Here is a 24,773-nt window from a genome sequence, read left to right on the forward strand (position 1 = left end):
GCATCACCTCAGCGCGCCGCTCGGGAACCATCGGCATCGTCCGAGTCCGGTGAACCCGGTTCTGTCTCCTCTGAGTCGGAGCCGCCGGACGTCCCTTCACCTCGGGAGACGAGCAGGTTGACGAGGAACGCGACACCCACGCCGATGAGCAGCGGGAACGCCATGGGAACGTCGACGAGGAGGATGAGGATGAGCAGCACAGCGAGCGGTCGCTTCCATCCGACGGCCGTGGTCGCGGCCATGCCGGTGGCCATGGCCGCACCGATCTCGAGACCGGGCACAAGGACGGCGACGGCACCCCCGATGGCAGCGCCGATGAAGACGAGCGGGAAGAACTCACCGCCGCGCCAACCGCTGACCAGACACAGGGTGAGGGCGGCGATCTTCGCGACGGCGACGACGAGCAGGGCCGACCAGTCCCCCGCCTCGGTGAGCACCTGGAGATCGTGGAGCTCGTGGTGGCCGGAGAACCGCACGAGCGGAACGAGTGCCGCGAGGGCGGCGAAGAGGACCGTGCCGAGGCCGATGACGATCCACGGGCGACGGATCCGTGAAACGGCACCGTCGATGACGTGGTGGAGTCCGCGGAAGAGAAGGCCGGCCAGCGCCGCCGCGACAGCGATCCCGATCAGCCACGGATCGAAATACGGCAGGTCGACCGCGGGCAGCGTGATGGTCGCTCCCCCGGTGTCGGGAGTGAGCCTCATGAACGCGAGGAAGGCGAAGAAACCGGCGAAACCGGCACCGAGCTGGAGAATCTTGCGCGGGCCGAGCTCATCGCCGTCGATGGCGGCAGCCCCCGGGGGTGAGCCGTAGAAGCCGCCGAGCGCACCGGCGCTGCCGGCCTCGCCGATGGTGCGACGCATCGCCACATCCTCACCGATGAGGTGGGCGACGATCGTGGAGAGCTGGGCGACGACGGCGACGATGCCGGCCTCGGGACCGACGGCACCGCCGAACGCGACGGCAACGATTGCGGCGAGAGCAGTGGTGAGAACGGCGCGACGTGGGAGGCCGGCAGGGTCACCGGACTGCCTGAGCAGCGTCTGGAGGTCTTCGCTCGGTGCCGCCCGGTCGAGGACGATGAGCAGGGCCCCGCCGAGGAGGATCGTCGTGACGATCTGCAGCGTCGTATTCGTCCCGAACAGCTGTGCACCGGTGTCCCAGACGACCGACTGCAGCGCAGTCATTCCCGTGAAGGTCAGTGCCGCGACGAGTCCGGCGATGCCGCCGTAGACGATCGCGAGCACTGCGAGGCGTGGAGTCACTCCCGGCAGCACACTCACTCACCGTCCGCAGTCGACGCCTCATGCCGGTGCCGGCCGACGAGGCGGGAGAGTTCGGTGGCGAAGAGCCCGAGGAAGACGAGGTCGAAGACGAACACTGCCGAGACCAGCAGTCGACCGACCTGTCCGATGGCGACGATGTCGCCGTAGCCGGTCGTCGTCATCGTCGTCAGCGTGAAGTAGAGGGCGTCGATGCGGGTCACGATGCCGTCGAACTCGTTTGGATTGTTCGCCGAGACGACGAAGAAGATCGCGGAGAACGTGGCCGCCACGAGCACGAACGTCAAGACGAGCAGGGGCAGGTTGGTATCGGTGCGACGCACGCGCAGAAGAGCGAAGGCCAGCGCTAGCAATGCGATGACGGTGGCGATCAGCCGTCCGATCGCGCCCATCTCAGCTTCGGCCAGCGGCACGGTGAAGTAGAGCGCGAGAACGGCGACCGGGCCGAGGACGATGCTAAGCCTGCGGACGGCGCCCGACCTCAACAGTCTCGTCCATGGGCTGCGGTTGTCCGACCGCTCACCGGGGGATGCGGGGCTCACAGCATGATTGTACGGCTCCGGCTGTCTCGGTCCCCGGCTCGAAACCCGAGGTGACGGGAACTGTCAGGTCGGTTCGCGCAGGATCCCGGCGGCCACCTCGGCGAAGCGCTCACCGGCGTTGTCATCGTCGATCGCGAAGAGCACACGGTTCTGCTCGATCGCGACCGCCCCCAAGGCGTATGCCATCGCCCCCGCCGAGGTGGTCGCTCCGAGCCGTTCCGGGCGCAGTGCCGCCGGGGTGACGTCGGAGGGGGCGATCGAATAGCCGAGCATGACGATCTCGGCCCCGTCGCGGAACCGCAGGAGGACGTCACGCAACGCGAGCACCGTGACGAGCGGGTCGGCGGTGACGGGGCAACGGGCATCGACCTCGGCGCAGATCCGGGTCGCGATGAGGACCAGGAGATCCTGTTTGTTCTTCACGTGCCAGTAGAGCGCGGAGGGCTGGACATCGAGCTCACGGGCGAGTCTGCGCATCGAGAGATCGCCCAATCCGTAGCGCGAGAGCACGTCGAGTGCGGTCGTCGTGATGCTCTCAGCACTGAGCGGCAATGAGACGTTCCTTTCATTTTTCGTTCTGGGGCGCACTCGATTTCTCAGAATGCGTTCCCCTCGCTATAGTAGTTGCTGGTCACGGGATATGGCGCAGGTTGGTAGCGCGCCTCGTTCGGGACGAGGAGGTCGTGGGTTCAAATCCCGCTATCCCGACCAAGTGAGATCTCGGGTCATCGCAGTGCGATGGCCCGAGATTTTTTCATCTCCGCCCCGCCGGGTTGACGCAGCAGCCCTCAGCTCAATGGATTCGCCGCCCACGCAGAGTACTCGGCCGCATGTGTCGCTGAGTTGAGACTTCTCACCCAGTCGTTGACTTCCATATCCGAGATACTCGCATCGATAGGCTGAAAGACGACGACCGCCTGAGGCCAGCGCGTGAAGAATCCCTGCGCTTTGAGCGCGAGCATTGCCGTCATCGTCGCGTCCCACACGGCTCTCGACAACCGCCCAGTCTCTGCATTCTGGTTTCGAACCGCCGTCCATTCCGCAGCCAATCGGGCGTTGGCCTCCTCCAGTGGATCGGGCGCGAGATCGCTGGAGAAAAGCGCCCAATCGCCGATGTAGAACCGATAGTACGCATCGTAGCCGGGATCCTCGGCAATGAGATTCTCGTAGAACCGTCGCTCGTTGGCGCCGGCAACGAGCGACGAGCCCATGTCATCGGTGTACACACCCACCCCGGTCACTTCACTGGTGGCAGACGACGTCAATGCGCGAAGGGACTCGACGATAGCGGGCTGGAGCAATCGAGCGAAATTCCGGACCCACTCGTCCACCTCGCCTGCAGCGGCCCCGTGCGCCCAGTCCCCCGGGTCGGCTCCCCTGTGCGTCACGGTTCGGGATCGTCCTCTCGTGCGAAGGCGATGGCGATGAGCCTGCGCAGAACGCCCTCGTCGATGTCCTCGAGCTTCCTCACGTACACGCATCCCGCGCCCTCGGTGTACGTCCCCAACTGGGGCAACAGCGCGGCACCCTCAGGCACGTCCTTGAGCCCGTAAAGGGAGAGCTGCGCCTTCCGCGGTGAGAACGCCGTCTTCGGCCACACTCCGTGATTACGTGGATTGACCGGAGATCGGTAATGATATTCGCCGTAGCCGACCATCGACGGCCCCCACATCACCGGCTCGACCCCGGTCACCTCGGTGAAGATCTCCGCAAGCCGGAGACCATCGATCCGTCGCTTCTCCGGGATCGCCGATGCGATGAACTCACGGACGTCCGCCTCGGTCGGTTTCGTCTTCTGCTCAGCCATGAACCGATTATCGCCGAGGCGCCCGCCCCTGTCAGCAGGTCCGCGCGGTCACTTCGTCGGCCGGCACGGCGCATCGGCCCTGAGCACGAGAACGCTCACGCGCCCGGGAGCCAGTCCGTGCCGTCCTCGACCCGGTAGATGAGGTTCGTGCGGGTGTGCGCGACTGCGGGATAGCGGGTGAGGTAGTCGAGGACGAACGCTTGGACCGCCTCGGTGTCGGGGGCGACGATGTGGAGGAGATAGTCGTCGGCGCCGGCCATGTGGTACATCCGCACCACCCCGGGGAACTGCGGGGCCGCCTTCGTGAACGCGTCGATCTGCGCCCGGTCATGCTGAGCGAGACGGATCGAGATGAGGGCCTGGAGGGGAATGCCGAGCGCCGAGGTGTCGATGTCGACGCTGTAGCCGCGGATGACTCCGTTCGAACGCAGCCGTTTGAGCCGCAGCGACACCGTCGACTCCGAGATCCCGACGGCTGCGGCCAGAGCGGCTCCCGAAGCCCGGGCGTTCTCACTCAGCGCCGCGAGCAGCCTGCGGTCGACATCGTCGAGTTCGATCTTCTGCGACATCGTCTCAGTCGTCTCCTCATCATGGTAGGGCGGGCAGAAGTGCTGACGGATCGTAGGTCCTGGCCGAAGTCTACGTCGACCATGCTCGGCCGCCGCATCCAGCGTTTCGCCATTTCAAGGGGTCACAACGGCCGACTTCCCGGTCCCCGCCGCAGGCGTTGCGTCGACGTCGAGTCCGATCCGGTCGGCCAGGCGCTCGAGCAGTGCACCGAGCTCTGCGGAACTGTGTGCGGTGCCGAAGACGTAGAAGTCGGGTCGGACGATGACGATCGGCGCCCCGAGGCGACGGAACCACCGCACATACTCGGCATCGATGTCATTGGCGCTCACCTCGGTGTCGAGGACCGCTTGGCTCAGATGCACACGCTGCATGCCGAGGGCACGCGCGATCGACTGCTGTCGCTCGTCGAGATCGTCCAGGAAGTCCTTGCGCCCGGACAGCACAGTCCATCCCGTGCCGAGCAGATCGTCGGCGAGACCGTCGACACCGCCGCGCACGACGCGGGCCTGCAGACCGAGCCGACCGAGGACCTCGGTGCTCACCCCGCCGTCGAGGATCCCCTCCTCGAGCCACGGGAAGACCACCGGCGGCACTTCGCCGGCGAGCAACGCCGCATCCCGGGCAGCGGCTTCGTCCGGGTCGGCTGTGCAGATGACGCGCCCGAGATGCATGGATGCCTCGATCAGCTTGCGGGCGTGGGGGCGTCGTTCGACGGTGTAGGAGTCGAGCAGCGCATCGGGCGCGCGCCCGGAGAGCACGAGATCGAGCTTCCAGGCGAGGTTCGCGGCGTCGCGCATCCCCGAGCACAGTCCCTGACCCATGAACGGCGGCATGAGGTGAGCGGCATCGCCGAGCAGGAGCATCCGGCCCTTGCGGAAGGTCGAGGCGATGAGCGACCGGAAGGTGTACACCGTCTTGCGCATGAGCGTGGAGTTCTCCGGGGTGACCTTCCACTTCGAGAGCAGCGACCAGACGTTCTCGTCCTCACGCATCTGTTCGGGGTCCTCGCCCTTGTGGAGCATGAACTCCCACCGCGCGGTGTGCCGACCCAACCAGCGGAACGCCGAGGTGGGACGCTTCGGATCGCAGATCTGCGCGGTGTCCTGCATGTCGATCTCCATGTCGGGATCGTGCGGCTCGATGTCGGTGACCAACCACTGCTCCTGGAACCCGAGATCCTCCCATGCGATGCCGGCCTGGGTCCGCACCAGGGAGTTCGCGCCATCGGCACCGACGACATAGCGCGCTGTGATCGTCTTCTCCTCACCCGTGGGCACGAGCTTGCCGTCGATCCGCTCCAGTCTGCGCACGTGCACTTCGACATGCTCGCCGCGATCGACCACGGTCGAGACCTCCCAGCCCAGGTCGATGTTCACGCTGGGATGACGGCGCACCGCCTCGTCGACGGCCTCCTCGAGTTCGGGTTGGAACATGAAGTAGTCCGACTTCCACCCCGAGGGGTTCGGCGAGTCCCAATCGAAGTGGATGAGCACCTCGCCGTCGGCGTTGACCAGGTTGTAGTCAGGCAGGGGAATCGCCTGCAGCCGGAACGTCTCCATGGCCCCGATGGACTGCAGGATCCGCATAGCCTCGTGGTCGAGGTGACCGGCACGGGGCAGACGGTAGGTCTCAGGCCAGCGTTCGAGCACCGCCACGGAATGCCCTCGCTGCCCGAGATACGCCGCGAGCACCTGTCCGGCCGGTCCGTACCCGACCTGGATCACATCGACATCGACGTCAGTCATGGATCAGCTGTCCTGTGAGTTCATTCGCCTGGTCGGTCCCGGTCAGTTCCGCCGCGGCGGCCAGACGTTCGAGCAGCCCGCCGAGGTCGGCCGAATCCTTCGCGAGGCCGAAGACATAGTAGTCGGGGCGGATGATGACGATCGGCGCACCGACCTGGGCGAACCATCGCGAGTAGTCGGCGTCGACGTCGACGATGCTGTTCTCCGTCTCGAGCTCGGCCTGACTGACATGGGCATGGCGCATGCCGAGTGCGTCGATGATCGCCCGCTGCTCCGCGCTGAGCTCATCGAGGTAGTCCGCCCGAGAGGACAGCAGCGTCCACCCGGTGCCGAGGAGATCATCGGCCAATCCGTCCCTGCCGTCGATCGCCACCCTGGCCTGCAGGCCGAGCCGGCCGACGACCTCGGTGCTCTCACCGCCGTCGAGCACCCCCTCATAGAGCCACGGGAACACCGCAGGCGGGACCTCCCCGGCGAGGAACGCGGCATCGCGAGCGGCCACCTCGTCGGGATCGGACATGCACACGACCTTGCCGAGGTCCATCGATGTCTGGATGAGGGCTCGGGCGTGGGGACGACGTTCGGTGGTGTACGCATCGAGCAGCGCATCCTCGGCGCGCCCTGTCAGGACGAGGTCGAGCTTCCATGCGAGGTTGACCGCGTCCCGGATTCCCGAGGACAGACCCTGCCCCATGAACGGGGGCATGAGATGGGCGGAGTCGCCGATGAGCAGGGTGCGCTCGCGGCGGAAGGTCGAGGCGATGAGGGACCGGAAGCCGTAGACCTTCTTCCGCACGATCGTCGCATTCGACGAGTCGACTCCCCACCGTGAGAGCAGGGACCAGATCGTCTCATCGTGGGCCATCACCTCGGGGTCCTCCCCGTCGAGCAGCATGAACTCCCAGCGCGCGGTGTGCCGGCCGAGCCAGCGGAAGAGGGAGACGGGCCGGGCCGGATCGCAGATCTGACCGGCGTCGGGCATGTCGATGACCATGTCCCGGTCGTGCGGTTCGATGTCCGTGACGAGCCAGTCCTCCTCGAAGCCGAGGTCCTCCCATTCGATGCCCACCTGCCGGCGGACGAACGAGTTCGCCCCGTCGGCGCCGATGAGATACCGGGCGGTCACGGTCTTCTCCGCCCCTGTCGGCGTCAGCCCCTCCGCGGTCTTCTCGAGTTCCCGCAGGCGCACCTCGACGTGGTCGGGATGATTCGTCACGTCGATCGCCTCCCAGCCGAGCTCGACGCTGACGCTGGGATGCCTGCTCACCGCCTCGAGCACCGCCTCCTCGAGTTCCGGTTGATAAAAGAGGTAGTCCGACTTCCACCCCGAGGGCGTCGGGGCGTTCCAGTCGATGTGGAGCAGCAGCTCGCCGGCGGCATTGACCCAGTCGTAGTCGGGGATGGGAATCGCCTGCAGGCGGAAGGTGTCCGTCGCCCCGATCCCCTGGAGGATCCGCATGATCTCATGGTCGAGGTGGCCGGCCCGCGGCAGCGGATAGGTTCCCGGCCATTTGTCGAACGCGGCGACCGAGTGCCCCTGCGCCCCGAGCAGTGCGGCGTGCACCTGTCCGACGGGACCGAATCCGACCTGAATGACATCGACATCGACCATGGGTCAACTCCTCCTCGAGCTGGATCATCATGCCCATTCTATTAAGCATAATGATTATGCTTGTTGACGATAGCAGACCCGATTGCACCGTCAAGTGATTCGCCGATGGGAATTCCCCGAGACCGGATCGGCAGATCCTGCGACGCAGATCACTTCCCTCGGAGTCCGATTCACGATTCTTTCGCCGACCATGACAATTCAGAAGAACCTTGATCCAACCTTGCCCCTCATGGGAGGAACCGGATTGAATTCGGGCATGACCTCACTCCACCCCGAAACCCTCATGGTCCACGGCGGCATGGACGGCCTCACCGAGGCGGGCGTCCACGTCCCCGCGATCGACCTTTCGACGACGAACCCGGTCGGCGACATCGACACCGGCGGCGAATCCTACGAATGGCTCGCCACGGGCCATCCCCTGCGCGAGGGCGACTCCGCCGTCTACCAGCGACTGTGGCAGCCCGGCGTGGCCCGGTTCGAGACGGCCCTGGCTCAACTCGAACACGCCGAGGAGGCCGTGGCCTTCGCCACCGGCATGGCCGCCCTCACCGCAGCGCTGCTCGCCGCCGTCAACGCGGGCACCCCGCACATCGTCGCCGTCCGCCCCCTCTACGGCGGCAGCGACCACCTCCTCGACTCCGGTCTGCTCGGAACCACCGTGACGTGGACGACGCCGGAGGCCATCGCCGAGGCGATCCAGGACGACACCGGACTCGTCATCGTCGAGACCCCGGCCAACCCCAGCCTCGACCTCGTCGACCTCGACGCCGTCGTCGCGCAGGCCGGAGACGTCCCCGTCCTCGTCGACAACACGTTCTCCACCCCCGTCCTCCAGCGTCCGCTGCGCCACGGCGCCGTCCTCGTCCTCCACAGCGCGACGAAGTACATCGGCGGCCACGGCGATGCCATGGGCGGCATCATCGCCACGAACTCCGAGTGGGCGATGCGGCTGCGCCAGGTCCGCGCGATCACCGGCGCACTCCTCCACCCGATGGGCGCCTACCTCCTCCACCGCGGACTGCGGACCCTCGGCGTGCGCATGCGCGCCGCCCAGTCGACCGCCGCGCAGCTGGCCGAGCGGCTCAGCGCCCATCCGGCGATCGCGAAGGTCCACTACCCCGGGCTCGAAGGCCAGGACCCCCAGGGGCTGCTCGGACGTCAGATGTCGGGTCCCGGCGCGATGATCGCCCTCGAGGTCGCCGGCGGCTACGAAGCCGCCCGCGACTTCGTCGAGCACTGCCGCCTCGTCGTCCATGCCGTCTCCCTCGGCGGCGCCGACACCCTCATCCAACACCCGGCTTCGCTCACGCACCGTCCGGTGACCGCCGAGGCGAAACCGGGTGACGGACTCGTCCGCCTCTCCGTCGGCCTCGAACACGTCGACGACCTGGCCGAAGACCTCTTCTCCGCCCTCGACTCCGTCCGCGCCGCCGCCTGAGCACAGATCCCGCGCGGCCGCCGGTCGCACTCCCGCGTCGCCGCTGTGCCGTTCTCGGCTCGGCGGCGACGCTGTTTCATCAGCGGCTGTTGACATTGACGCAACGTCAACTTCTAGGCTGGTGGTCATGGACTGGTCCATACAGGAAACAGCGCGGCTGACGGGGACGACGAGTCGAACCCTGCGTCACTACGACGCGATCGGCCTTCTGCCTCCGTCCTCACGGACGGCGAACGGCAACCGGCACTACGACGAGGCGAGCCTCGTGCGTCTGCAGAGGATCCTGCTGCTGCGGGATCTCGGACTGCCGCTCACCCGGATCGCCGAGGTGCTCGAGAGCACCACGGATCCGGTCGCCGCCCTGACGGACCATGTGCGTGCGCTCGGACGCGAGCGAGCGCGCCTGACGAGGCAGATCCGAGCCGTCACCGCGACGATCGAGAGAGTGAAAGCAGGTGAGCCTCTCATGGCAGAGGAGATGTTCGATGGCTTCGACCATCGGGAGTACGAAGACGAGGTCCGGCAGACGTGGGGAGACCGCGCCTATGAGACCTCCCAGACATGGTGGACGGGATTGAGCGCGCCCGAACGCAGCGACTGGCAGTCCCGTGCGGCAGCTCTGGCCGATGGCTGGTCCCAGGCCGCCGAGGCGGGGGTGACCCCGGACTCGCCCGAGGCGCGGGATCTGTCCCGCCGGCACATCGAGTGGCTGTCCTCGGTGCCCGGGACTCCGGCCTCGGATCCCGCCGGCGACACGGACGGCTATGTTCGGGGGCTCGCGGAGATGTACGTCGCCGACCCCCGGTTCGCCGCCACCTACGGAGGCGACCAGGGAGCGCAGTTCGTCCGCGACGCGCTCGTGTCCTACCTCGACGCGAACTGAGTTCGGAGGCGGTGAGTCCGGCCCCGCTGAGTCAGTTCAGGACTGCTGGGTCAGGACTGCTGCGCCAGGGCCTGCCGGATCTTCTCGGCGGGCCCTGCCAGCGTCGCCGCGTTCTGCATGGGGACCCGATCGGAGATGTCGAAGTCGGCCATCGAGGTCGTCGGCCACACATGGATGTGGACGTGGGGCACTTCGTAGCCGACGATCATCAACCCGATCCGCTCGCAGTCGAACGCCTCCTTCTGCGCCCGACCGATCCGGTGGGCGACGTTCATGAGGTGGTCGAGGAGCTCCTCGTCGAGGTCGGTCCATTCCGAGATCTCCGCCCGGGGCACGACCATCGTGTGGCCGGCGGTGAGCGGGGAGACGTCGAGGAACGCCACGCACTGCTCGTCCTCGTAGACGAAGGTGCCCGGGATCTCCCCGTCGATGATCTTGGTGAAGATGGTGGCCATAGTGCGGTCCTCCTCAGTCGGTGGCGGCGGCGATGCGGGCCTCGATCGCGAAGTCACGGGTCTGCGTGCGTGCGACCTGACGGCCACTGACGATCGTACCGCCGGAGGTGATGACGAACACACCGCGTTCGGCCACGCCGTGCACCTCGTCGAAGACACCGTAGGCGCGCGCGACCTTGCCGTGGGGCCAGAAGTCCGAGCCGAGCGCCAGGGTGACCCCGCGTTCGGCACCCCAGGCCGCGAGCGTGTACTTCGAATCCGCGCTCACCGCGATGACGGTGAGCTCGTCGCCTGCGGCATCGGCGTCGTCCTGGACCTCCTGCAGGGCACGGATCTCATCCCCGCACACCGGCGAGAACGCATACGGCAGGAACGCGAGGATGACCGGCCCCCGCTCGGCCGCCTCGGCGAGGTGGAGGAACCGTCCGAACTGATCGGACAGGGAGAAGTCAGGAGCCCGATCACCGGGCCCGAGGATCATGAATAGTTCTTCTTGCCGACGAGGCGGAAGCCCGCCCAGTCCTCGGCCGCACTCACGGTCGAGGTCACATGCATGCCGGCGGTCGGGGCGGCCTCGGAGATCTCGGCCGGGGTGATGTGGCCGGGGCGGTTGGCCTTCGGGGTGAGCAGCCACACGACGCCGCCGTCCTTGAGGGTCACCTGCGCATCGACGAGACCGTCGATGAGGTCGTCGTCATCGGCCCTCCACCACATGAGGATGACGTCGAACACGTCGTCGACGTCCCCGTCCGCGATCTTCTCTCCGATGATGGTCTCGATCGCCTGGCACAGCTGGAGGTCGACATCGTCGTCGTAGCCGATCTCCTGCACGTAGTCCCCTGACTCGAGACCGAGGTTCTGTCCCAGTTCGGCCGCCAGGGTGGGGGTGGACGATGTCCTTTCAGAAGCGGAGTTGCTCATGCTCTCATTGTTCCGCCCCAGGCCCCGGGGCGCAAATGTCGGCGCGCCCCGATCCCACCAGCACGGATGGGAATGCAGTGCCCGAGCATCGCCTGCCGACCTCAGTCAGAGAGATCACAAGCAGACGGGTGAGCGAAGAAGGCGCGCGCGTACTACGCTGATGAGTGAATCCGGTGGACTCCGGGACCGATCTGATCCGATCCGATCCCCCTACCCCCGGGCAGAACGCGGCCTGACCACCAGTGCAGGTCGTGGAGCGAAGAGAGGACCACACCGTGGACAATCGGAATCAGGGCGGACCGATACTCAACGGGCTGCCGAGCCAGGTGCCCGACATCGATCCGGAGGAGACAGAGGAGTGGTTGGCCTCTCTCGACTCCCTCATCGACGAAGGCGGCCGCACCCGCGCCCGCTACGTCATGCTGCGGATGCTGGAGCGCTCCCGGCAGAAGCAGATCGGTGTGCCCAGCCTCACGGCCACCGACTACGTCAACACGATCGGCCCGGAGAACGAGCCGTGGTTCCCCGGTGACGAAGAGGTCGAACGCCGCTACCGCCGCTGGAACCGCTGGAACGCCGCGATGGTCGTCCACCGCGCCCAGCGGCCGGGCATCGAGGTCGGCGGCCACATCTCCACCTACGCGTCCTCGGCGACGCTCTACGAAGTCGGCCTCAACCACTTCTTCCGCGGCAAGGACCATCCCGGCGGCGGCGACCACATCTTCTACCAGGGCCACGCCTCCCCCGGCATGTACGCCCGCGCCTTCCTCGAAGGGCGGATGAGCGCCGAGGAGCTCGACGGCTTCCGCCAGCAGCAGTCCCACCTCATCGACGGCAAGCCCGCCGGACTGCCCTCCTACCCGCACCCGCGTCAGCTCGAGCACTTCTGGGAGCACCCGACGGTGTCGATGGGTCTGGGCCCGATGAACGCGATCGCGCAGGCGCAGTTCGACAAGTACCTCCACAACCGGGGCATCAAGGACACCTCCCAGCAGCAGACCTGGGCCTTCCTCGGCGATGGTGAGCTCGACGAACCGGAGAGCCGCGGCATGCTCCACGTCGCCGCCTACGAGGAGCTCGACAACCTCAACTTCGTCATCAACTGCAACCTGCAGCGCCTCGACGGACCGGTGCGCGGCAACGGCAAGATCATCCAGGAGCTCGAAGCGTACTTCCGCGGAGCCGGCTGGAACGTCATCAAGGTCGTGTGGGGACGCGAATGGGACGCCCTGCTGGCCAAGGACCGCGACGGTGCGCTCGTCAACCTCATGAACGCCACCCCCGACGGCGACTACCAGACGTACAAGGGCGAGTCGGGCGGCTTCGTCCGCGACAACTTCTTCGGCCGCGACCCGCGGACGAAGGCGATGGTGGAGAACTACACCGACGAGCAGATCTGGCAGCTCAAGCGCGGCGGCCACGACTACCGGAAGGTCTACGCCGCCTACAAGGCCGCGTTCGAGCACACCGGTCAGCCGACCGTCATCCTCGTCAAGACCGTCAAGGGCTACTCGCTGGGACCGCACTTCGAGGCGCGCAATGCGACGCACCAGATGAAGAAGATGACGATCGACGACCTCAAGCTCGCCCGCGATCACTTCCAGATCCCGATCTCGGACAAGGAGCTCGAGGAGAACCCGAAGCTGCCGCCGTACTACCACCCGGGCCCCGACGCCCCGGAGATCAAGTACCTCCAGCAGCGGCGCGCGGAGCTCGGCGGCTACTCGCCGGAGCGCCGCAGCACCTACGTCGACCTCGCCCTGCCCGGCGACAAGGCCTACGAGGCCGGCCGCCGCGGATCGGGCAAGCAGACGATCGCGACGACCATGGGCTTCGTCCGCGTCCTCAAGGACCTCATGCGCGACAAGGAGTTCGGCAAGCGCATCGTGCCGATCATCCCCGACGAGGCCCGCACCTTCGGCATGGACTCGTTCTTCCCGACGGCGAAGATCTACAACCCGCACGGACAGAACTACATCTCCGTCGACCGCGACCTGTTCCTCGCCTACAAGGAGGCGATGGACGGTCAGCTCCTCCACGTCGGCATCAACGAAGCCGGCGCGACGGCGGCGCTGACGGCGGTCGGCACCTCGTACGCCACGCACGGGCAGCCGATGATCCCGTTCTACATCTTCTACTCCATGTTCGGCTTCCAGCGCACCGGCGACTTCTTCTGGGCCGCCGGCGACCAGATGGCGCGCGGCTTCGTCCTCGGCGCCACCGCCGGGCGCACGACGCTCGTGGCCGAGGGACTCCAGCACGGCGACGGACATTCGCACCTGCTCTCCTCGACGTACCCGTCGGTGATCTCCTACGATCCGGCCTACGTCTATGAGATCTCCCACATCGTCAAGGACGGTCTGCACCGCATGTACGGTCCCGACGACGGCCGGGATCCCAACGTGCTGTACTACCTGACGATGTACAACGAGCCGATGGTCCAGCCGGCCGAACCCGAGGACCTCGACGTCGACGGGCTGCTCCGCGGCATGTACCTGCTGAAGAAGGGTCCCGACAACGGCGGACCGAAGGTCCAGCTGCTGGCCTCGGGCGTCGGCGTGCCGTGGGCGCTCGAAGCCCAGGAGCTCCTCGACAGCGACTGGGGCGTCTCGGCCGATGTGTGGTCGGTGACCTCGTGGACCGAGCTGCGCCGCGACGGCCTCGCCGCCGACGATGCGCGCCTGCTCAACCCCAAAGCCGAACCGCGCATCCCGTACGTCACGGAGAAGCTGCTCGAGGGCGAAGGCCCCGTGGTCGCGACCTCGGACTTCATGCGCGCCGTGCCCGACCAGATCCGCCAGTACGTGCCCAACCACTTCACGTCGCTGGGCACCGACGGCTACGCGATCTCGGACACCCGGCCCGCGGCCCGTCGCTACTACCTTGTCGACGGTCCCTCGATGGCCACGCAGGCGCTCATCTCGCTGGCCGACACCGGGGTGATCTCGATCGACAAGGCCGCCGAGGCGGCGAAGAAGTACCAGCTCGACGATCCGCGGGCGGGCGCCTCCGGGTCGACGGAGGGCGCCGGCGCCTGAGCCGGATGCGCTGCCTGCAGCGCGCTGAGTGAAGCGGATGCGGCCGGAGTCGTTGTGACTCCGGCCGCATTTGTTCTCTCTGCCCGAAACTTGTGCGTTTCTGACAACGGAATTGTCGCCGAGGCCTTAAGCTGGAGTCCATGAGTTCCGACACCGAGACGCTGCGCCGCCGCGCCGAGACGGGACGACGCCTGCGCGCAGGGGTCGGAGTCCTCTCCACCGTCACACTCCAACGCCTCGACGCCCGCCTGCCCTGGTATCGCTCGATGGCGCCGTCGGACCGGTCCTGGGTCGGCCACCTCGCCCAGTCGGGCATCAGCTCGTTCATCGACTGGTATCGGCAGCCCGACACGGATCTGCGGGTGGTCAGCGAGATCTTCAAGTCCGCGCCCCGCGACCTCATCCGCGCCATCAGCCTCCAGCAGACCCTGCAGCTGCTCAAGGTCGTCGTCGAGGTCGTCGAGGAGCGGGTGCCCGACATCGCCCGCACCGCCGAGCAGTCGGCCCTCCGCGAAGCCGTCCTCATCTATTCCCGCGAGATCGCCTTCGCCGCCGCCGACGTCTACGCCCGGGCCGCCGAGGCCCGCGGCAGCTGGGACGCCCGGCTCGAAGCGATGGTCGTCGACGCCCTCGTCCGCGGGGACTCCGTCGACGAGCTCGCCAGCCGCACCGCCGCCTTCGGCTGGCAGTCTGAGGAGCCGGTCACCGTCCTCGTCGGACGCGCCCCGCAGCGCTCGGCGAAGAAGGGCGTCGACGTCATCCGCCGCAAGGCCCGCAAATGGGCCGAGGACGCCCTCGTCGGCGTCCACGACAACCGTCTCCTCATCGTCCTCGGCGGGGTCAGCGACCTCGACACCGCCGTCGAGGACCTCTCCGACTGCTTCGGTCCCTCCGAGGTCATCGTCGGACCCAGCGTACCGAGCCTCGCCGAGGCGGCCACCTCGGCGAAGGCGGCGATCAGGGCGCTCAAGGCGGCCACCGCCCGCCCCGACTCCCCCCGCCCGGTCAAGGCCGACGAACTCCTGCCCGAACGCGCACTCGCCGGCGACGCCGTGGCCCTGAGCGAACTCATCTCCCGCTACTACGAACCGCTGACAACGGGCACCGGGCAGCTGCTCAAGACCGTGAGCGCCTACGTCGAATTCGGGTCCTCGCTCGAGGCCACGGCCAAGGCGCTGTCCGTCCACCCCAACACCGTGCGGTACCGGCTGCGGAAGATCACCGAGGCGATCGGCCTCGACCCGACCGTGTCCCGCGACGCCTTCGTCATCCACATCGCCTTGGTGTACGGGCGACTGTCAGATGCCGGGCTATTGTCGCCTCGCGACAAAACGCCGTGACCGACTTGGTCCATCCGTTAGATTGAACAGCGACATCGAACGAAAAGAGAACTGAGTGCTAGTCATCACCTGCCCGGGCCAGGGCGCCCAGAAGTCAGGCTTCCTCTCCTCCTTCCTCCAGCTGCCCACGTTCGCAGCACAGATCGATGAACTCGCCGATGCCTCCGGCATCGACCTGCGTGTGCACGGCACCGAATCGGACGACGAGACGATCAAGGACACCGCACTCGCACAGCCGCTGCTCGTCGCCGCGGCCATCGCCTGCGCGGCCGAACTCGGGGTGACCCCCGACATCGTCGCCGGGCACTCCGTCGGGGAGATCGCGGCCGCGCAGGTCGCCGGCATCCTCTCCCCCGCCGATGCGATGCGCTTCGTCGCCGTCCGCGCCACCGGTATGGCCGAAGCCGCGGCGGCCACGCCCACCGGCATGTCCGCCGTCGTCGGCGGTGAGCCCGCAGACGTCCTCGCGGCGATCGCGGAGGCCGGCCTCACCCCAGCCAACGTCAACGGCGGCGGCCAGACCGTGGCCGCAGGCTCCCTGCCCGACCTCGAGAAGCTCGCAGAGAATCCGCCCGAGCGCGCTCGCGTCATCCCACTGCCCGTCGCCGGAGCCTTCCACACCGAGTACATGGCTCCGGCTGTTCCCGCGCTCACCGAGACCGCCGCGGCACTGAGCGTGAGCGACCCGACGACCCCGATCCTCACGAACGCCGACGGTTCGTACGTCACCGGCGGCAGCGCCTACGTCGATCTCCTCGTCTCCCAGGTCACGAACCCGGTGCGCTGGGACCTGTGCCAGGAGACCCTGCTCGCCCAGGGTGTGACCGGGCTCATCGAACTCGTCCCCGGCGGCACGCTCACCGGCATCGCCCGCCGCGCGATGAAGGGCGTCGAGACGTTCCCCATCAAGTCCGCCGCCGATCTCGACGGTGCGCGTGAGTTCGCAGCCGCTCACGCCGGAGCAGAAGGATGACCACCATGCCCACACTCAAGACGGCCGAGCTCGGCCGGTTCTCGAAGATCGCCGGCATCGGCGCCTACCGCGCCGAGAACCTCGTCACCAACGACGACATCGCCGGTCCCATCAACTCCTCCGACGAGTGGATCCGCCAGCGCACCGGCATCGTCACCCGCCGCCGCGCGAGCAAGGACGTCGGCGTCCTCGAGATGTGCGAAGAGGCAGCCCTCGAGGCGATCGCCTCGGCGGGGCTCAAGCCCGAGGATATCGGCGGCGTCATCATCTCCACCGTGACCTTCCCCTACTTCACCCCCTCGGCCGCCGCGGCCCTGACCGACCGCATCGGCACCGGCCCGGTTCCCGCTTGGGACATCAGCGCCGCCTGCGCCGGGTACTGCTACGGCATCGCCCAGGCCGACGCCCTCGTGCGGGCCGGCACGATGGACAATGTGCTCGTCATCGGTGCGGAGAAGCTCTCCGACGTCATCGACCCCACGGACCGGTCGATCTCCTTCATCCTCGGCGACGGCGCCGGAGCTGTCGTCGTCACCTCGGCCGATGAGCCGGGGATCTCGAAGACCGTGTGGGGATCGAAGGGCGAGAACTGGTCGACGATCCGCATGACCGATTCGCTCATGGACGTCCGCGACGACCGCGACCTGCCCTTTCCGACCCTGCGCCAGGACGGTCCCACCGTCTTCCGCTGGGCCGTGTGGGACGGCGCCGAGGTGGCGAAGAAGGCACTCGAGGAATCGGGTGTCGAGGCCGCCGACCTCGCCGCGTTCATCCCCCACCAGGCGAACATGCGCATCATCGACGAACTCGCCAAGCAGCTCGGTCTGCCCGAGTCCGTCGTCATCGCCCGTGACATCGCCGACAACGGCAACACCTCGGCGGCATCGATCCCGTTGGCCACCGAACGCCTCCTGCGCGAGCAGCCCGAACTCTCCGGCGGGCTCGCCCTGCAGATGGGATTCGGCGCCGGCCTCGTCTACGGCGCACAGGTCGTCCGGCTCCCCTGAGACCGCGCATGCGCGGAAAACCCTCCGCGGATGTCCTAAGATATTCGGCGGGACACTCGTCGATATGGTTCCGATCCGACCGGGGAACTCCCGGTTGTCTTAAGAAAGTAGGAAAGAAATGGCATTCACCGAAGCTGAAGTCCTCGCCGGACTCGCAGAGATCGTCAACGAAGAGACCGGCCTGGCCGTCGAGGCCGTCGAGCCGAGCAAGTCGTTCACCGACGACCTCGACATCGACTCCATCTCGATGATGACCATCGTCGTCAACGCCGAGAAGAAGTTCGGCGTGAAGATCCCGGACGACGACGTCAAGGACCTCGTCACCGTTCAGGATGCCGTCGACTACATCAACAAGGCCCAAGAAGCCTGAACCGCTTGGACGCACACGGCCCGTCCACCGACGGGCCGTGTCCCACACTATCGACGAGGTTTTGACCATGACACCAAAAGTTGTCGTCACCGGTATCGGTGCGGTGACACCCTTGGGCGCCACGGCCGAGGAGACCTGGCAGGCGCTGCTGGCCGGTCAGTCCGGTGTGCGCACCCTGGACAACGACTGGGCCGAGAAGTACGGCCTGACAGTCGACTTCGCCGCCACAGTCGACCCTGAGGTCGTTCCCGAGAAGCTCAAGCGCGTCCAGGCCAAGCGCCTCGACCCCTCGAGCCAGTTCGCCCTCATCTCCGCCCGTGAGGCGATGGAGGACGCCGGGCTGACCGAGACCGACCCCGACCGCACCGCCGTGTCCTGGGCGACCGGCATCGGCGGCGTGTGGACGCTGCTCGATGCGTGGGACACGCTCAAGGAGGAGGGTCCGCGCCGCGTCATGCCGCTGACCGTCCCCATGCTCATGCCCAACGGCCCTGCCGCCGCGATCGGCATGGAGTTCAAGGCCCGCGCCGGTGTGCAGACGATGGTCTCGGCCTGCGCGTCGTCGACGGAGAGCCTCGGCCACGCCTACGACCTCATCGCAGGCGGCGACGCCGACATCGTCATCGCCGGCGGTTCGGAAGCTGCGATCCACCCGATCACGCTGGCCGCGTTCAACTCGATGCAGGCGCTCTCGCGCCGCACCGACTCCCCGGAGACCGCGTCGCGTCCCTACGACGTCGACCGTGACGGCTTCGTCATGGGCGAAGGCGCCGGAGCGCTCATCCTCGAGACCGAGGAGCACGCCAAGGCCCGTGGTGCGAAGATCTACGCCGAGGTGGCCAGCTGGGGCATCTCGAACGACGCCTACCACATCACCGGCAACGAGCCCGAGGGCAAGTACGCGCTGCGGGCGATGGAGGAGGCACTCGAAGCCGGCGGACTCACCCCCGCCGACATCAAGCACGTCAACGCCCACGCCACGTCGACCCCGGTCGGCGACATCCCCGAGTCCGTGGCGATCGCCGAACTCCTCGGCGATCATGTCGAGGACACGCTGGTCAGCGGCACGAAGTCGATGACCGGTCACCTCCTCGGCGGTGCCGGTGCGGTGGAGGCGATCTCCACCGTCAAGGCGCTGCAGACGCGCACGGCTCCCCCGACGATGAACATCACCGAGGTCGATCCCAAGGTGGCCATCAACATCGTCCGCGACACTCCCGCGGAGCTGCCTGAGGGCGACATCGCGGCCCTGTCGAACTCCTTCGGGTTCGGCGGTCACAACGCGGTCGTCGCGTTCAAGTCGGTCTGATCCGGCAGCCGATCACCGAGGGCCCCAGCGCATGCGCTGGGGCCCTCGCTGTGTCTGCGGTCAGCGCTGCGTGGGCGACTGCGTGTCGAGCGTCGTCCGGTACTCCACCCACGCCTTCGCGGCGTCGCTGAGTCCCTCGGTCGAGAGTTCGCCCGACCGGAGGAACGCCGTGGTCCGATGGCTGCTCATCTCCGCACGCACCGCCTCTGGATCGCCTGTGTGCACGAGTTCGGCGAGCCGGCGGTGCCTGGCCGCCCGATCGGCCAGGCTCTCTGCGGAGGCCCTGGCACGACGGTTGAGCTGCATGAGCAGACCCAGCGGGTAGAGGATCGTCTCGAAGGCCGCGGTGAGGCGCGCATTGCCGGCGAGGCCGATGAACGCCCGGTGGAAGGCGAGGCTGTCGGGCACGCAGGCCGCTTCGTCGCCGTTCGCTGCCCCGCGTTCGAGGTCGGCGACGGCGGTCATGAGTCGCTCGATCCGGGCCGGCGGGGCGGGCACGCCGAGGTCGACGGCGAGGTCCTCGAGGTGTTCGCGCAGGGTGATGATCTCGTAGGCGTCTTCGAGGCTGAGGGTGACGACCCGGGTGCCGACGCCGGGCACATGCGTGACGAGTCCGTCGTGTTCGAGGTCGCGCAGCGCCTCCCGCAGGGTGGCACGGCCGACGCCGAGCTCATCGGCCAGGGTCTGTTCGGAGATGTGGTCGCCGAGGGCGAGCTCGCCGCAGAGGATGCGGGTGCGCAGGGCCTCGAGCGCCAGGGCCACGGCGCTGGCCGGTCCGCCGATCGTCGTGCCGACGCGTCGTCCGCGTCCTGTTGTCGTCCTCATGGGGCCTCCGTCGTCTCCATCGCCCGGTGCGGGACGATGACGGGGCGACCCGTGACCGGGTCGGTCAGTATCGTGCTGTCGATCCCGAAGACGTCCCTGATCACTTCGGGCGTCAGGGTCGAGTCCGCAGGTCCTTGCGCGGCGATCCGGCCGTCCTGCACGGCGATGATGTGGTCAGCGTAGCGCACCGCCATCCCGAGATCGTGGAGGACCATGATCACCGTCATGCCGCGTGAGCGCTGGAGGTCGGTGACGGTTTCGAGGACGTCGATCTGGTGGGCGACGTCGAGGTAGGTCGTCGGTTCGTCGAGGAGGAGGACGGATGGGGCCTGCGCGAGGGTGAGGGCGATCCAGGCTCGCTGCCGTTGGCCGCCGGAGAGCGTCCCGAGCCCCCGCTGTCCCAGCTCGGCCAGGCCCGCCGCTGCCAGCGCTTCCCCGACGATGCGTTCGTCCGCAGCCGACCACTGGTCGTACCAGCGCCGGTGCGGGTCCCGTCCCCGGGAGACGAGGTCGGAGACGGTGAGGTTCGCCGGGGCCTCGGGGGTCTGAGGCAGCAGTGCGACGTCCTGGGCGAAGGCGCGCGGTCGGGTGCCGGCGATGTCGGTGCCGTGGCGCCGGATCGTGCCGGTGCGCTCCTGCAGGCGGGCGAGCGTGCGCAGCAGCGTCGATTTCCCCGAACCGTTGGGCCCGATGATCGCGGTGGTCCGATCCGCGGGAATGGACAGTGAGAGGTCGTGGAGGATGTCCCGACCGCCGAGGCGGACCCCGACGTGGTGCAGTTCGAACGCCGGATTCATCGCAGCGTGTCCTTTCCCTGGCGGACGAGGAGCCAGATGAGGAAGGGCGCGCCGACGACCGCGGTGATCGCGCCGGTGGGCAGGAGGATGGGTGAGGCCAGGGTGCGGGCGAGCAGGTCGCTGCCGAGGACGATGGCGGCCCCGATGAGCGCCGAGGCGGCCAGCGGCGGGCGCGGTGCGCGGGCTGCCCGGTGGGCGATGTGCGGGGCGACGAGGGCGACGAACCCGATCGGTCCGGCCACCGCTGAGGCCACGGAGGCGAGGACGACGGCGATGAGGAGGAGTCCCCCACGGCTGCGCCGAACATCCTGGCCGAGGGCCGAGGCGAGGTCCGCACCGAGGTGGAGGCCGGGGATCCTCGTCGAGAGCGGCACGAGGACTGCGGCGACGATGAGGAGGGTGAGAGCCGCGAGCACGACCTCGACGGGGCCGCGCCCGTTGAGGGAGCCCGCAAGCCACATGTTCGCCCGGGCCGCCTCGTCGATGCTCGCGGTGATGAGCATCCAGCTCGTGAGCCCGGAGAACAGCGCCGAGGTGCCCACCCCGATGAGCAGCATCTGCAGCCCGCCTCCGGTGGCGATGCGGAGGATCGCTGTGACCGTGAGTGCGGCGAGGAGCCCGCCGACCACGGCGGCGACCGATGTTCCGAGGCCGGTCAGCAGTGTCGGCATCGCCGAGGCTGCGGCCCCGGTACCGCCGAGGACGATGACGGCGACCGCTCCGGTGCCGGCGCCGGCGGTGACGCCGAGGAGGTCGGGACTGGCGAGGCCGTTGCGGGTCGTCGTCTGCACGATCGCGCCGGAGAGGGCGAGCATCGCCCCGACGAGCAGGCCGAGGAGTGTGCGGTTGAGCCGGAGGGTGAGGACGACGAGGTCCTCCTCGGCGGTGCCGGTGCCGAGCAGGGTCGCCAGCACCCGGCCCGGGCTGACCGTGATCTCCCCGATGCCGAGCGAGAGGATCGCAGCGCCGAGAGCGGCGAGCCCGGCGATGAGCGTGACCACCGCGGTCCGGGGTGACCAACGCAGCGATACGGGTCCGGCGCGCAGCGTCTGCGGGGCCGTCAGCCTCGGCGGGGCGCTCATGACCGGCTCCGGAAGAGGCGGACGACGAGGAGGAGGAAGACAGGGCCGCCGATGACACCCAAGACGATGCCCACGGGCAGTTCGGCGGGGGCGACGAGGACCCGACCGAGGATGTCTGCGCTGAGGACGAGGGCGGCGCCGAGCACGGCGGAGATCGGCAGGAGTCGGGCGTGGGCCGGACCGACGAGGCCGCGGGCGATGTGCGGGGCGACGAGACCGACGAAGCCGAGCGAACCGACGAGTGCTGTGGCGCCCCCGACGAGGAGGGTGACGCTGAGCAGGCCAGCGAACTGCCCGGGCAGCAGTCGCCGGCCGAGGGAGCGGGCGGTGTCGGCACCGAGGGCGAAGGCGTCGAGGGATCTGGCTTGGGCGGCCGCGAGCACCGCCCCGGCGAGCATGAGCGGGGCGACGACGGCGAGGGAGTCGAGGCCGCGGCCTCCCGCGAGCGAACCGACGGTCCAGAAGCGGTAGACGTCGAGAGTGGCCGCGTCGAGGAGCAGGACGATTCCGGTGACGGCGGAGAGGAGGGCCGAGACCGCGGCTCCGGCGAGGACGAGGGAGGCCGGTGAGGCGTCCCGGCGCCGCCCGGCGAGCACTCCGATGATCAGGACAGCTGCTGCACCGAGAGCTGCACCCAGGTACGACAGCCACAGGTACTCCGCGGGTGTGGCGAAGCCGAGGACGCTGATGCCCACGACGACGGCCAGTGAGGCTCCGGCGGTGACGCCGAGGAGTCCGGGGTCGGCGAGCGGATTGCGCGTGTGCCCCTGGATGACGACGCCGGCGACGGCCAGGGCCGCTCCCCCGAGGAGGCCGTTGAGGGTGCGGGGAATGCGCTGTTCCCAGACGATCGCCGCGGCCTCCGCGGTGCCCTGCCCGGTCAGGGCGGCAGCGACCGTCGGCAGGTCGAGGGACCGGGCGCCGATGAGCACGCTGAGGCCGAGGATGGCGGCGAGGCCGAGCGTGCAGAGCACCAATGAGCGGTCGGGCGGGCCCGGGCGCAGCGCCGCCGAGGTGGGCGCGAGGACGCCTGTGGTCACAGTGTCTTGAGCAGCTGTTCGATGATAGTGAGGTTGTGCTGGGCGGTCAGGGCCGCGCCTTCGTGTGTCTGCTTGTCTCCGCGGGTGACGTTTCCGTCCTGGAAGGCAGGCAGCTGCTTGACGAGGCTGTTGTCCTGGAAGTCGTCCCACACCTGCTTGTCGTTGATGAGGGCGACGACGGCGCTCGCATCGGCGAACCCTTCGACGGTCTGCTCGGGGCTGAAGGCGACCTCCCTGCCGTCGATCGCGTCCTGGAACGCCTTCGATGGGGTGGCGCCGAGGTCGCGCAGATTGAGCGAGAGCAGACGGTTGGGCCGGACTTCGAGGCTTTCGCCGTTGTAGCTGAGAGGGACGAAGGTGTTCTCACGTAGGACCGGCCCGTACTGGTCCTTGAGCGCCGAGACTCGCGTGGAGTACTCCTCGATGAGCGTCTGTGCCCGGTCTTCGGTGCCGGTGGCTGCCGCGACGAGTTCGAGGTCGTCCTGCCAGGTGCTCGTGCTCTGGTCGCCGATCGCGATGACCGGGGCGATGGCCTCGAGCTCGGCCCGGATCGGTTCGACATCCTCGGCGCGGGAGACGATGAGGTCGGGGTCGGCTCCGATGATCGCCTCGAGGTTGATCTCGTCGGCAAGGAAGAGTTCCTTCGCACCCTTCTGCTGGGCAGTCTCCAGGGCGTCGGCCGTCGGGGAGGTGAGGTCGAGGGATCCCTTCTCCTCGTAGGGGTAGCCGGTGAGCGGAAGTCCGAGGGAGAGGACGATGTCGAGGTCGCGTCGTCCTTCGAGGACGACGACGGAATCGATGTCGGTGGGCACCGACACCTTGCCGAGAGAGGTCTCCACGGTCCTCACCGATCCTGTGGTCGACTCGGCCGCGGCAGTACCGCAGCCGGTGAGAAGGGCAGGAACAAGGGCGAGGGCGGCGATCATCCGCGGCGTCATAGTCATGGAAGTTATCCTAACCTTACCCAGTCGACTGTAAAGATGACGCTCGTCACACGACGACAGCGGACACGTCGGAGGCGATGACGTGCCCGCTGTCGGTACGGCGGATAAGGGTGCCCGGACGGGCGGAGGTTCAGCCGACCTTCGTCAGCCAGCGCACGGGTGCGCCTTCACCGGCGTGGCGGAAGGCGTCGAGTTCTTCGTCCCATGCTTCGCCGAGGGCCAGGGCCATCTCGTGGGCGAGCTTCGCGGGGTCGCCGCCGGCGCGTTCCATGACGGACCGGATCCGGTCCTCGGGGACGAGGATGTTGCCGACGGAGTCGGTGACGGCATGGTAGATGCCGAGTTCAGGGGTGTGGCTCCAGCGTCCGCCGTCGACGCCGGCGGAAGGTTCCTCGGTGACTTCGTAGCGCAACGAGTCCCATCCGCGCAGGGCCGACGCGATGCGGGAGCCCGAGCCTGCGGGCGCGCGCCAGCAGACTTCGGCGCGCACCAGGCCGGGCGCTGCCGGCTGGGGTGTCCAGTCGAAGCGTGCCTGTGCGCCGATTGCCCCGCCCGCTGCCCATTCGATGTGCGGGCAGAGCGCGCGAGGTGCTGAGTGGACGAAGAGTACGCCCTGTGTCATATCCATTGTGTGCCTCCTACCTCGGATACGTCTTCCCCAACGACCCGAAAGGAGGTACACCGCTCATGATAGTGCACGATGAGGTGTGAGCCAAGTAGCGAAATGCCTGTTCACGTGGGGTTGCGGGCAACCCAGCGTATCGACACCGTTTCGGTCGGGCTGCTTGC

Annotated in this window: 25 protein-coding genes and 1 tRNA gene; 9 read left to right on the forward strand and 17 right to left on the reverse strand. The window is 68.0% G+C overall.

Translation table 11 applies throughout. The features are described 5' to 3' along the window. Positions 1–8 precede the first annotated feature (8 nt). The 3 genes from AACX88_RS03470 to AACX88_RS03480 all read right to left on the reverse strand — a co-directional run bounded on the left by AACX88_RS03470 (position 9) and on the right by AACX88_RS03480 (position 2,380). Entirely contained in the window at positions 9–1,268 is a 1,260-nt protein-coding gene (locus AACX88_RS03470) for a chloride channel protein (RefSeq protein ID WP_339391713.1), read from the reverse strand. A 14-nt stretch (positions 1,269–1,282) separates the two neighbouring features. Next, positions 1,283–1,828, reverse strand: coding sequence for an ion channel (locus tag AACX88_RS03475; RefSeq protein ID WP_339391714.1), 546 nt, complete (start codon positions 1,826–1,828; stop codon positions 1,283–1,285). A 63-nt stretch (positions 1,829–1,891) separates the two neighbouring features. Further along, positions 1,892–2,380, reverse strand: coding sequence for a TetR family transcriptional regulator (locus tag AACX88_RS03480; protein WP_339391715.1), 489 nt, complete (start codon positions 2,378–2,380; stop codon positions 1,892–1,894). Positions 2,381–2,462: 82 nt separating this feature from the next. Here AACX88_RS03480 and AACX88_RS03485 point away from each other — a divergent pair. Continuing rightward, positions 2,463–2,539, forward strand: a tRNA-Pro gene (locus tag AACX88_RS03485). A 77-nt stretch (positions 2,540–2,616) separates the two neighbouring features. Here the strand turns inward: AACX88_RS03485 and AACX88_RS03490 are convergent. From AACX88_RS03490 to mhpA (AACX88_RS03510), 5 genes are all read right to left on the reverse strand, one after another. Continuing rightward, complete coding sequence (locus tag AACX88_RS03490; protein WP_339391716.1) at positions 2,617–3,159, reverse strand: DUF4303 domain-containing protein; 543 nt, start codon at positions 3,157–3,159, stop codon at positions 2,617–2,619. A gap of 53 nt (positions 3,160–3,212) precedes the next feature. Beyond that, positions 3,213–3,635 carry a DUF1801 domain-containing protein gene (locus AACX88_RS03495; protein WP_339391717.1) on the reverse strand — a complete coding sequence of 141 codons (423 nt, stop codon included), beginning with the start codon at positions 3,633–3,635 and terminating at the stop codon, positions 3,213–3,215. Positions 3,636–3,730: 95 nt separating this feature from the next. Continuing rightward, positions 3,731–4,204: an Lrp/AsnC family transcriptional regulator gene (locus AACX88_RS03500; RefSeq protein ID WP_339391718.1), complete on the reverse strand. Its 474-nt coding sequence runs from the start codon at positions 4,202–4,204 to the stop codon at positions 3,731–3,733. A gap of 114 nt (positions 4,205–4,318) precedes the next feature. After that, positions 4,319–5,950, reverse strand: a complete 1,632-nt coding sequence (mhpA, locus tag AACX88_RS03505; protein ID WP_339391719.1) for a bifunctional 3-(3-hydroxy-phenyl)propionate/3-hydroxycinnamic acid hydroxylase MhpA — start codon at positions 5,948–5,950, stop codon at positions 4,319–4,321. Beyond that, positions 5,943–7,562 carry a bifunctional 3-(3-hydroxy-phenyl)propionate/3-hydroxycinnamic acid hydroxylase MhpA gene (gene mhpA / locus AACX88_RS03510; protein WP_339391720.1) on the reverse strand — a complete coding sequence of 540 codons (1,620 nt, stop codon included), beginning with the start codon at positions 7,560–7,562 and terminating at the stop codon, positions 5,943–5,945. Before mhpA (AACX88_RS03510) ends, mhpA (AACX88_RS03505) begins: the two co-directional genes overlap by 8 nt. Before the next feature lie 256 nt (positions 7,563–7,818). Between mhpA (AACX88_RS03510) and AACX88_RS03515 the strand changes: the two genes are divergently transcribed. Next, positions 7,819–9,000 (forward strand): trans-sulfuration enzyme family protein, encoded by a 1,182-nt coding sequence (locus AACX88_RS03515; protein ID WP_339391721.1) that lies wholly within the window; start codon positions 7,819–7,821, stop codon positions 8,998–9,000. Between the two features lie 127 nt (positions 9,001–9,127). After that, complete coding sequence (locus AACX88_RS03520) at positions 9,128–9,883, forward strand: MerR family transcriptional regulator (RefSeq protein ID WP_339391722.1); 756 nt, start codon at positions 9,128–9,130, stop codon at positions 9,881–9,883. A gap of 50 nt (positions 9,884–9,933) precedes the next feature. Here AACX88_RS03520 and AACX88_RS03525 read toward each other — a convergent pair whose 3' ends face one another. The 3 genes from AACX88_RS03525 to AACX88_RS03535 are packed head-to-tail and all read right to left on the reverse strand — an operon-like array spanning position 9,934 to position 11,259. After that, positions 9,934–10,338, reverse strand: a complete 405-nt coding sequence (locus tag AACX88_RS03525) for an HIT family protein (RefSeq protein ID WP_339391723.1) — start codon at positions 10,336–10,338, stop codon at positions 9,934–9,936. 13 nt (positions 10,339–10,351) lie between these two features. Next, the gene (locus AACX88_RS03530; RefSeq protein ID WP_339391724.1) at positions 10,352–10,819 is read right to left on the reverse strand and encodes a redoxin domain-containing protein; all 468 of its coding nucleotides are present in this window, start codon (positions 10,817–10,819) and stop codon (positions 10,352–10,354) included. Further along, on the reverse strand, positions 10,816–11,259 hold the full coding sequence (locus tag AACX88_RS03535) for a DUF3052 domain-containing protein (protein ID WP_339391725.1): 444 nt from the start codon (positions 11,257–11,259) through the stop codon (positions 10,816–10,818). Before AACX88_RS03535 ends, AACX88_RS03530 begins: the two co-directional genes overlap by 4 nt. 275 nt (positions 11,260–11,534) lie before the next feature. Here AACX88_RS03535 and aceE point away from each other — a divergent pair, with 275 nt between their 5' ends. The 6 genes from aceE (at position 11,535) to fabF (ending at position 19,296) form a co-directional block, all read left to right on the forward strand. Further along, on the forward strand, positions 11,535–14,297 hold the full coding sequence (gene aceE / locus AACX88_RS03540) for a pyruvate dehydrogenase (acetyl-transferring), homodimeric type (protein WP_339391726.1): 2,763 nt from the start codon (positions 11,535–11,537) through the stop codon (positions 14,295–14,297). Between the two features lie 140 nt (positions 14,298–14,437). Continuing rightward, on the forward strand, positions 14,438–15,637 hold the full coding sequence (locus tag AACX88_RS03545) for a PucR family transcriptional regulator (protein WP_339391727.1): 1,200 nt from the start codon (positions 14,438–14,440) through the stop codon (positions 15,635–15,637). Positions 15,638–15,692: 55 nt separating this feature from the next. Next, entirely contained in the window at positions 15,693–16,610 is a 918-nt protein-coding gene (locus tag AACX88_RS03550; protein WP_339391728.1) for an ACP S-malonyltransferase, read from the forward strand. Positions 16,611–16,615: 5 nt separating this feature from the next. Continuing rightward, positions 16,616–17,617, forward strand: coding sequence for a beta-ketoacyl-ACP synthase III (locus tag AACX88_RS03555; RefSeq protein ID WP_339391729.1), 1,002 nt, complete (start codon positions 16,616–16,618; stop codon positions 17,615–17,617). Positions 17,618–17,735: 118 nt separating this feature from the next. Continuing rightward, positions 17,736–17,987 (forward strand): acyl carrier protein, encoded by a 252-nt coding sequence (locus AACX88_RS03560; protein ID WP_009375612.1) that lies wholly within the window; start codon positions 17,736–17,738, stop codon positions 17,985–17,987. Between the two features lie 67 nt (positions 17,988–18,054). Beyond that, complete coding sequence (gene fabF / locus AACX88_RS03565) at positions 18,055–19,296, forward strand: beta-ketoacyl-ACP synthase II (RefSeq protein WP_339391730.1); 1,242 nt, start codon at positions 18,055–18,057, stop codon at positions 19,294–19,296. 60 nt (positions 19,297–19,356) lie between these two features. On the opposite strand, the gene AACX88_RS03570 is transcribed toward fabF, so the two are convergent. The 6 genes from AACX88_RS03570 to AACX88_RS03595 form a co-directional block, all read right to left on the reverse strand. Continuing rightward, entirely contained in the window at positions 19,357–20,121 is a 765-nt protein-coding gene (locus AACX88_RS03570) for a GntR family transcriptional regulator (protein ID WP_339391731.1), read from the reverse strand. Beyond that, positions 20,118–20,918 (reverse strand): ABC transporter ATP-binding protein, encoded by an 801-nt coding sequence (locus AACX88_RS03575; protein WP_339391732.1) that lies wholly within the window; start codon positions 20,916–20,918, stop codon positions 20,118–20,120. The genes AACX88_RS03570 and AACX88_RS03575 overlap by 4 nt, the downstream gene beginning before the upstream one ends. Beyond that, a complete protein-coding gene (locus AACX88_RS03580) occupies positions 20,915–22,000 on the reverse strand; it encodes a FecCD family ABC transporter permease (RefSeq protein ID WP_339391733.1) in 1,086 nt (361 codons plus the stop codon). Before AACX88_RS03580 ends, AACX88_RS03575 begins: the two co-directional genes overlap by 4 nt. Further along, positions 21,997–23,040, reverse strand: a complete 1,044-nt coding sequence (locus AACX88_RS03585) for a FecCD family ABC transporter permease (protein WP_339391734.1) — start codon at positions 23,038–23,040, stop codon at positions 21,997–21,999. Before AACX88_RS03585 ends, AACX88_RS03580 begins: the two co-directional genes overlap by 4 nt. Then, positions 23,037–23,984, reverse strand: a complete 948-nt coding sequence (locus tag AACX88_RS03590; protein ID WP_339391735.1) for an ABC transporter substrate-binding protein — start codon at positions 23,982–23,984, stop codon at positions 23,037–23,039. The genes AACX88_RS03585 and AACX88_RS03590 overlap by 4 nt, the downstream gene beginning before the upstream one ends. 130 nt (positions 23,985–24,114) lie before the next feature. Further along, complete coding sequence (locus AACX88_RS03595; protein WP_339391975.1) at positions 24,115–24,606, reverse strand: DUF3145 domain-containing protein; 492 nt, start codon at positions 24,604–24,606, stop codon at positions 24,115–24,117. Positions 24,607–24,773 lie beyond the last annotated feature (167 nt).

Source organism: Brevibacterium metallidurans (assembly GCF_037101285.1).
Lineage (GTDB): Bacteria > Actinomycetota > Actinomycetes > Actinomycetales > Brevibacteriaceae > Brevibacterium > Brevibacterium metallidurans.